This is a genomic window from Saccharomonospora halophila 8, from assembly GCF_000383775.1.
Lineage (GTDB): Bacteria > Actinomycetota > Actinomycetes > Mycobacteriales > Pseudonocardiaceae > Saccharomonospora > Saccharomonospora halophila.
In genome coordinates, this window is the sequence record NZ_KB912527.1 from 12636 (window position 1) to 20594 (window position 7959).

At 66.0% G+C, this 7959-nt stretch carries 10 protein-coding genes; 8 read left to right on the forward strand and 2 right to left on the reverse strand.

The genetic code is table 11. From position 1 onward, the window contains the following. Positions 1-393: 393 nt before the first annotated feature. The 5 genes from SACHA_RS24390 (at position 394) to SACHA_RS0108410 (ending at position 4702) form a co-directional block, all read left to right on the forward strand. Positions 394-1203, forward strand: a complete 810-nt coding sequence (locus SACHA_RS24390) for an AbiTii domain-containing protein (protein WP_157601636.1) — start codon at positions 394-396, stop codon at positions 1201-1203. 81 nt (positions 1204-1284) lie between these two features. Beyond that, the gene (locus tag SACHA_RS26580) at positions 1285-1998 is read left to right on the forward strand and encodes a HEPN domain-containing protein (protein ID WP_408640321.1); all 714 of its coding nucleotides are present in this window, start codon (positions 1285-1287) and stop codon (positions 1996-1998) included. Between the two features lie 366 nt (positions 1999-2364). Continuing rightward, complete coding sequence (locus SACHA_RS0108400; RefSeq protein WP_019808796.1) at positions 2365-2610, forward strand: hypothetical protein; 246 nt, start codon at positions 2365-2367, stop codon at positions 2608-2610. Between the two features lie 237 nt (positions 2611-2847). Next, positions 2848-4041: an MFS transporter gene (locus SACHA_RS21050; RefSeq protein ID WP_019808798.1), complete on the forward strand. Its 1194-nt coding sequence runs from the start codon at positions 2848-2850 to the stop codon at positions 4039-4041. Positions 4042-4114: 73 nt separating this feature from the next. Then, positions 4115-4702, forward strand: coding sequence for a dihydrofolate reductase family protein (locus tag SACHA_RS0108410; protein WP_019808800.1), 588 nt, complete (start codon positions 4115-4117; stop codon positions 4700-4702). A 51-nt stretch (positions 4703-4753) separates the two neighbouring features. Here the strand turns inward: SACHA_RS0108410 and SACHA_RS0108415 are convergent, their stop codons facing one another. Beyond that, the gene (locus SACHA_RS0108415) at positions 4754-5143 is read right to left on the reverse strand and encodes a VOC family protein (RefSeq protein ID WP_019808802.1); all 390 of its coding nucleotides are present in this window, start codon (positions 5141-5143) and stop codon (positions 4754-4756) included. A gap of 248 nt (positions 5144-5391) precedes the next feature. On the opposite strand from SACHA_RS0108415, the gene SACHA_RS0108420 reads away from it, so the two are divergent. The 3 genes from SACHA_RS0108420 to SACHA_RS23355 all read left to right on the forward strand — a co-directional run bounded on the left by SACHA_RS0108420 (position 5392) and on the right by SACHA_RS23355 (position 7665). Then, entirely contained in the window at positions 5392-6138 is a 747-nt protein-coding gene (locus tag SACHA_RS0108420) for an alpha/beta fold hydrolase (protein WP_019808803.1), read from the forward strand. A gap of 60 nt (positions 6139-6198) precedes the next feature. Next, positions 6199-7050, forward strand: coding sequence for a YwqG family protein (locus tag SACHA_RS0108425; protein WP_019808804.1), 852 nt, complete (start codon positions 6199-6201; stop codon positions 7048-7050). A 150-nt stretch (positions 7051-7200) separates the two neighbouring features. Next, positions 7201-7665, forward strand: a complete 465-nt coding sequence (locus SACHA_RS23355; RefSeq protein ID WP_019808805.1) for a pyridoxamine 5'-phosphate oxidase family protein — start codon at positions 7201-7203, stop codon at positions 7663-7665. A gap of 58 nt (positions 7666-7723) precedes the next feature. Here the strand turns inward: SACHA_RS23355 and SACHA_RS21060 are convergent. Continuing rightward, a partial coding sequence (locus tag SACHA_RS21060) for a helix-turn-helix domain-containing protein (protein ID WP_039738412.1) occupies positions 7724-7959 on the reverse strand: 236 nt, incomplete at its 5' end.

Sequence of the window (7959 nt, forward strand, 5' to 3'; positions counted from 1 at the left end):
CGGCAAGCGCGGGCGTGCGGCTGCCGCCGGTCCCGCGCGCCGGCCGGGGCCTGGACGCGGCCGGACAGCACCGGTCGCAGAGCAAAGAAGAGATGTCCTCGCCGGACGGGCAGGTCTCCGGGATAGCCGGGGCAAGGTGCGTGCGCTGCGGTCCGTGGGTGGTCCCGCGGGGTGTGCCATCCCGTCGACCTCCCAGAGGGCTATCACGCCGCATCAAGGGGGCAAGCCTGGTCACGCCCGTCACCACCGCAGGAGGGTTGCCCCCTTGACACGGCGTGATCGGGCTTACGCCAGGTCGACGGGATGGCACACCGGACCCACCCACGTTCATGAGGAACACTGCGTCACACCCCAGTACGTAGCGACTTGAGTCTCTCTAGCGACACTATTGACATGAAGGATCGAGACCGGAGTCTGCTGCGGCAGATCGAACGAGACATAATGGATGAGAGCACCTCTGTCACGTCTCTACTGCGCAAATGCATAATCTTGGGAGGACGAGCAAGTTCCAGCGAGTTGCGGGACTGGGCACGGAAAGAACTGCGAGGCTACAACCACGATGAGCCTATTCCGGATTATCGGCACGTACGCGGAATGATCGCCATCGATGGACTTTTGCCTTTCGGTGGCCAGATACACAATCAACAAATCAGCTCGCATGACTTACCCGACGTGGTGCGCGATCATATCAACGAGCAAGTCCCTCTACATGATGGCCTGGGCGATATCGAACAGTTGGCAAACGCCGAGGAAGATCATCTAAAGCTGGCGCTCCCCGGGTCTGCCGAAATCATTAAATTGATGCACGCAAAGAGATCGGATCCTCATGCTGGACAGATCACCCGTATATATTGGGCGGTGTCCCGGGCCAGCATCAACGGAGTAATTGAACAGGTCCGCACTTCACTCGCGGAACTGATCGCTGAGATAGCGGCATTTCTTCCTGATCATGACGCAGACCCAGACAAGACGACCGTCGACCACGCAGTTGGATTGATCGTCACCGGGAAACGAAACAATGTAAGACTCGTCAATAGCCAATCCTCAAACTCATCAACGAGCCAGGTCGGAGATTTTGACTCTGAGTCCGAGGACACACCATGGTGGACTCGTTGGCGTAAGCGTGGTCTCATCATCGGAGCTGCAACAATAGCGGCGGCTATTGCGACTGTCTCCACATGGCTCGGATGGACTCCTTGGTGAACCGAGCAACAGATCGAGTAAACTGCACCACTAGATATGGTGCCCAAGCGGATTGCAACTTAGGACAGCATAGGCGGAGACATGCCAAAGACTACTCTACCAGGACTTGATGAAACGACGGTCGGGCTTGACTCAGTCCTGCACACGTCGCAGCGTTACCTTGCGAGCGCATATGATTCCGTATCTGGGTTAATTGAAACAACCTACCCGATACTTCGGGAGTCGCGTCCAGCTTCAAGAGGACGCTTGACAGATACCGAACAGGACATCTTTCGTGCAGCTGTCGTGTTTTCAGGAGCCGCCATCGACACAGTATTCAAAGAAGCCTTGAGGAACTGCCTAGCGATCCAAGTGGAAGCCTCCGAGTCCGCTAGAGACAAGTACATTCAATTCGTAATGAAGTACATCCAAGATGGGCCGAACTTAGATACGAAGAATGTCGCTATTCTCCTTGCTTCGCGAGAGTCAAGCGACATCCTAACACGCGCCTATGTCGAGTCTTTAACTAACTCGAGCCTACAGTCGCGAAACCAGGTGGAACAAAGTCTATCCGCACTTGGGTTAAAGGGAGAAAAAGATTTATACATAGACGCAAAGCGTCTCGACCCGCTTTTTCGAGCACGGAATAATATAGCACACGAGATGGATATGACGCCTTCCTCTGCACGAGGCCAAGGAAAGCGATCGAGACGCGAACGGATAATCAGCGAATATGTCGATATGTGCCACACAGGGCTCAATTACTGTCAACGAATGCTCAACCGACTTCAATCTACTCTCTATTTTCCCGAATGATGACCCCGCGAAGACTTTCAGTAGTTTTACTTGACATCCTGTTCAGCAGCGGGACGGGAGTAGCGTCGACCAACTTGACTCGCTGAGAGAGGTCATCAGCACCGCGTTGGGTCAAGAACCGCCGTACAGCGCGCCAGCAACGATGGGGCACATATGGGGCACATCCCATCAAGTAACAGCCGCAAACGACGACAACCAACGCTTCGCGTCACGCCGGTGGACAGGCGTGCACGCACCGTCCACGCAGGCTGACGCGAGCCCTGGAGCGCTCTCCTAAAGCGGGTGTCGCAGGTTCGAATCCTGCCGGGGGCGCCCAGGTCCGGTTGGACTGCCCACGCCGTGCGTTTACCCGGTCATACTGACCGCATGGAGACTGCCATCTCGATCCCGGACACCACGTTCGAGAAGGTGGAGCAGCGCGCGACGGCCTTGGGGGTCAGCCGCTCGGAGTTCTACACGCGGGCCGCTCAACGCTACCTGGCCGACCTGGGAACGCAGGACCTCTCCGAAGAGATCGACGATGTCCTCGCCCGGATCCAGGGCGAGGACAGCAGCACCCTCGTAGTGCGAGCCGGGCATCGAAGCATCGCGGAACTGTCGGGTGCGTGGTGATCCACGGAGGAGTCCGCACGTGTTCATGACAGCGGTGGCGAGTGGGCCACCGAAGACTCGACCGACAAGTCTCGGGACAGGTGGACCGTAATCTCCGGCAGGGCTCCCGGGGACGGAGCGACCCGGGTGAGCACGGGGCGTACACCGTCCACCAGCCGCAGCACCGCGGTGTGACGGAGACAGCAGCCTGCGCCGGTCCCGGACGTCCGCGAACCCCCGCCTGGGACCGTGGAGTGTGTGGATTCCTCGACGATGCGGCTCGGTGTCGGCGGTGCCGCCGTCGTCGGTGTCGCCTTCGGCATGGCCCGCTACGCCTACGGCCTGACGCTGCCCGACGTGCGTGCGGAGTTCGGGCTCTCGGAGCTGCTGCTCGGGCTGATCGCCAGCGGCACCTTCGTCGGCTACCTGGTCGGGCTGCTGTGCGTCCCCTCCGTCGCCGCCCGATTCGGCCACCGGGCCCCGACGACCATCGGCGGACTGTGCGGCGTGGCGGGTGCGGCGACGGTCGCGTTCGCGCCCACGCCGGGGCTGCTGGCCGCAGGGGCGGTGCTCGCGGGCAGCTCCGCGGGCTGGGTCTGGGCACCCTACTCCGACATCGTGACGGCGGTGGCACCGCCGCGCGACCGACCGACCCTGCTGGCGGTGATCACCACTGGTACCGGTGGCGGCTTGATCGGACTCGGGGTCCTCGGCATCGTCGGGACGCTGACCTCCTGGCGGGTCGCCTGGGCGGGTATCGCTCTCGCCGCGGCGGTGGCGGCCGTGGTCAACCTGCGCACGGTGCCGCGCCTGCCCCCGGAACCGGGCGGATCCGGCACCCTGCGTCCACCGCTACGCCGCAGCATGGTGCGGCCGCTGGCCTACGCCGTCGTCTACTTCGCGGCGTGCACCATCTACTTCACCTACGCCAGCGATGCGGTCCGCAGCGGCGGGCTCGGGGCCGCCGCCGGCGCCACCCTGATCGCGGTGCTCGGTGTCAGCGGACTGCTCGGGCTGCGCACGGGCGCCATCACCGGTGTGCTCGGGTCGGCGAGAACGGGTGCGGCGTGCCTCGCCGTGGTCGGTGTGTCACTCGCCCTGCTCGCCCTCGGGGAGACCTCGCTGCCCCTGGTGCTGGTGTCCGCACTGCTGTTCGGGGCCGCGTACATGGTCGGCTCGGCGGTGCTCGCGATCTGGACCGCCGAAGCGGTCGCGGACCGACCCGGTGACGGCTTCACCGTGGCGCTGGTGGTCGGGGCCGTCAGCTCGATCGCCGCCCCGGCGGCGGTGGGCGCGTTCGTGCCCGTGCTCGGGCTGTCCGGGGTGCTGCAACTGCTCGCGGCGGCGTCGGCGCTCTGCGGCATCCTGCTGTGGCTGCTCGACCGGCTCCGGCCGGTTGCCGTGCCCGAGCACAGCGCCACCTCGTCGCAGGGGGGCGCCTCGCACGGCTGAGCGAGTTGCGCGGTGCGCGGAGACCCTGTGCGCTGTCCGGGAGCACTGCAAATCCCGGCCACCAGGAGTCTCCGTGCGTGTTCTGGTCGTGAACCATGTCAGCCTCGACGGTGTGCTGCAGGCTCCGGGCCATCCCGACGAAGACACCCGGGACGGCTTCCGGCACGGCGGTTGGGCTCAGCAGGCCAACGATCCGGCGATGGGCGCCGCCATGGGCGAGCGCATGGGCCGGGAGTTCTCCTGGCTGTTCGGCCGACGCAGCTACGACGGCATGCTCGGTTACTGGAACGAGGCGGGCGGCCCGTTCAAGGACGGACTCAACGAAACGAGGAAGTACGTCGCCTCCTCCAGGCCGGACGCCGAACTGCCCTGGCCGAACTCCACGCTCCTCAGCGGGGACGTCCCCGCTGAGGTAGCCGCTCTGCGTAGTCAGCCGGGCGGCAACCTCGTGATCATGGGTAGCGGCCGGCTCGTTCGCTCCCTGCTCCCCCACGGACTCGTCGACGAGCTGTTCCTGATGATCCATCCGCTCGTCCTCGGCTCGGGCCACCGCCTGTTCGGCCCGGACGACGACGCGCACCGGCTGCGCCTGGTCGACTGCACGCCGACCACCACAGGAGTGTTGATGGCGACCTACCAGCCGTCCCGGGCGGCTTCCTGAGGAAGCCGTGCGCTCGACACCCGCGCGGACACCGCTGGCGGAGCGACCGACTCACCGGCAAGGCTCGATCAGGTCCCACCGATTCCCGTAGAGGTCGTGAAACACCGCGACCGTCCCGTAGGGCTCGTGTCGGGGAGCCGTCTCGAACACGACTCCGGCCGCGGACATCCTGCGGTAGTCGCGGTCGAAGTCGTCCGTGTTCAGGAACATGCCGACGCGCCCGCCGGTCTGGTCGCCGACCCGTGTTCGCTGGTGTGGAGTCGCGGCCCGCGCGAGGAGCGGCGCGGTCTCTCCCGCACCGGGCGGCCGCACCACGACCCACCGTTTGTCGTCCTCGAGCGCGGTGTCCTCCAGCAGCACGAAGCCAAGACGACCGGTGTAGAAGGCGATAGCCTCGTCGTAGTCGTCGACGACAAGGGTCACCAGTCCCAGATAACTCATTTAGCGATCCTGCAGGAGACGCGCATGCATTCGACGCGTCCACGGCAGGCAGGTCGGTAACACGTCTTCGGCCGACAGATCCGAACCTGGTCCGACACCCACACCGCTTCGAGCGCCCGTATACCACGACGTTGCGCTCATACCCGGCAGGCACGGGTACGGCATAATGGGCGATCGTGGAGCTGTCACGACACTTCCTATGGCGGGATCGCACGGTAGCGTGGGAACGACTGGGGAGCGGCCCGGCGGTGGTGCTGTGTCACGGGACGCCCTGGTCGTCCCAGCTGTGGGTGCCGTTCGCCGAAGCGCTCGCCCGAGACTTCACGGTCTATCTGTGGGACATGCCCGGCTACGGGCAGTCCTCGAAGCATCCGGACCACGCCGTGGATCTCGGCACGCAGGCCGAGCTGTTCACCGACCTGCTGCGGCACTGGGAGCTTCCGGCGCCGCACGTGATCGCCCACGACTACGGCGGTGCCGTGTCGCTGCGGGCGCACCTGCTGCACGGCGTGCCGTTCGCCTCGCTGGCACTGGTCGACGTGGTCGCGCTGCGCCCCTGGGGCTCGGACTTCTTCCGCCTCGTCGCCGAGAACACCGACGCGTTCGCCGGCCAGCCTCCGGCGGTGCACCGGGGCGCACTGGAGGCCTACGTCGTCGGTGCCAGTCACCGTGGCCTGACTGCCGAACAGCGGCACACGGTCACCGCGCCGTGGCTGACACCCGAGGGACAGCCCGCGTTCTACCGGCAGATCGCCGCCGCCGACCAACGCTTCACCGACGAGATCCAGGACCGCTATCCCGAACTCGACCTCCCCGTGAAGATCATTTGGGGTCGGGAGGACACCTGGATCCCCGTGGACCGGGCCGAGCGATTGACCGCGGCCATCCCCGGCGCCGACCTGGAGATCATCGACGGAGCCGGACACCTCGTCCACTACGACGCACCGGTGCACCTCGCCATCGCCCTGCAACGGTGGCTGACACACGTCCGTTGAGAATGGTGTCCCGCGCAGGACCGGACGAATTGTCGGTCCACCGTGGCATCCTGCACCGCCATGTGGCCCCTCGATCATCAACGCACGCGACTGCGTGACCTGCTCGGCGATGTGTTCGACACCGTGACCGCCGACCGTCTTCTCGCGCTGACCCGCACGGGACTACGCCTGGTGCCGGGACGGTCCGGCGACGCGGGGCACTCCCGTCTCGGCGGGCTGCCCCGGCTCGACGACGGGACACCATGGCCTACTCACCGCGACGTGCCACTCGACCCGCTGGCGGTCATCGACTTGGCGGAACTCGGGCCGTGCGACCTTCCCGAACCGCCCCCGGGAGTGCGTTTTCTCAGCGTCTTCTTCCTCGTCGAGCAGCCCGAGCTGTTGTGGACGGTGCCCGATCCGTCCACCACCTGGCGTGTGGTCCCCGCCAAGGCCGATGCCGCGGAACGCCCAGCCCCGGACAGTGCTCGGGTCCGTTCAGCCCGAACCGTCGAGTTCGCGCCGGTTCTCACCCTGCCCGCGTGGGAGGACGAGATCGTGCCCCGCACACTCGCCGTTGCCGATACGCCGCATCCGGCCGACCCCGAGGACCGGATCGACGTCTATACCGAGGTCACCGAGGTATGGGACGAACTTATCGGCACCGAACTGGGGCATCACGACCATCGGATCGGCGGATGGCCGACTCCCGTGCAGGCTCCGGTATTCGGAGACGTGGAGACCGACCCCGCACCGGACCATTCGTCCAACGGGGACGACGGGGTGCCGTGGCGGCTGCTGCTCCAGTTGGACAGCGACGAGCACCTCGGCTGGGAATGGGGGGACAGCGGGATGCTCTACTTCGTGGCCCACGACGCGCATCTACAGGCGGGCGACTTCGACGCGACGTGGCTCGAGATGCAGTGCACATGACGCACTGCCCCACACACCACCGGAGTGGTCGCACCCGCCGCTGTCGAGAGCAACAGACCGGCGGACGACCGACGTCGCAGGAATGGCCGATGCCGGACAGCTCCGCCGGAAGCGGTGCCGTCATGTCGGGTGATTTGCTAGCTTACGTCGATGTTGTGGACGGTGTTCGCGCAGCAGGAGCCCGAACTGGCCCGCCTCGGTGAACGGCTGCTCGACGAGAACCACGGATACACGTTCCTGTCGACGGTGGCCGCCGACGGGAGCCCCCGGATCCATCCGATCGCCCCGATCCTCGGCGCGGGCGGGCTGTGCGTGGCGATCACCCACAGCTCCCCGAAGCTGGCAGATCTCCGGCGGGAACCGCGGATCGCGCTTCACTCGACCGTCGTTCCACCGGACGACGAGGAGTTCGCGGTGCGGGGTGTCGTTCGGGAGGTCGAGGGTGACCGGGCCCGGACGGCGGCGGTAGCCGGGGCGCAGAGTGGCGCGCACCTGTCCGAGGCGATGGTGCTGTTCGAGGTCGACCTGCGGGAGGTCGGGTGGGCGCGGTGGTCACAGGATCAGCCTGCCCGTCGACGGTGGCGCGCTACCGGGGCACCTGGCGCACTGAGCTGAGCACGGGAAACAGACGTCGCCGCCCAGCAACGCCGACCGAGTGTGCCGGGGCGAATCGTCACGGCAACAGCCCCGCCCGCCGGGCGGCGGCGACCGCGTGGTGGCGGGAGTGGACGTCGAGCTTGCGCATGGCGCTGCGCAGATACGCCTTGACGGTCTCCGGCCGCAGCGCCAGCCGCTCCGCGATCTCCGCGTTGGTCAGCCCCCGCGCGACCTCGGCCAGCACGTCGCGTTCCCGGGGCGCGAGCGCCTCCGCCGTGTCCGGGCTGTCGTCCCTGTCGGCCCGGGCGCAGG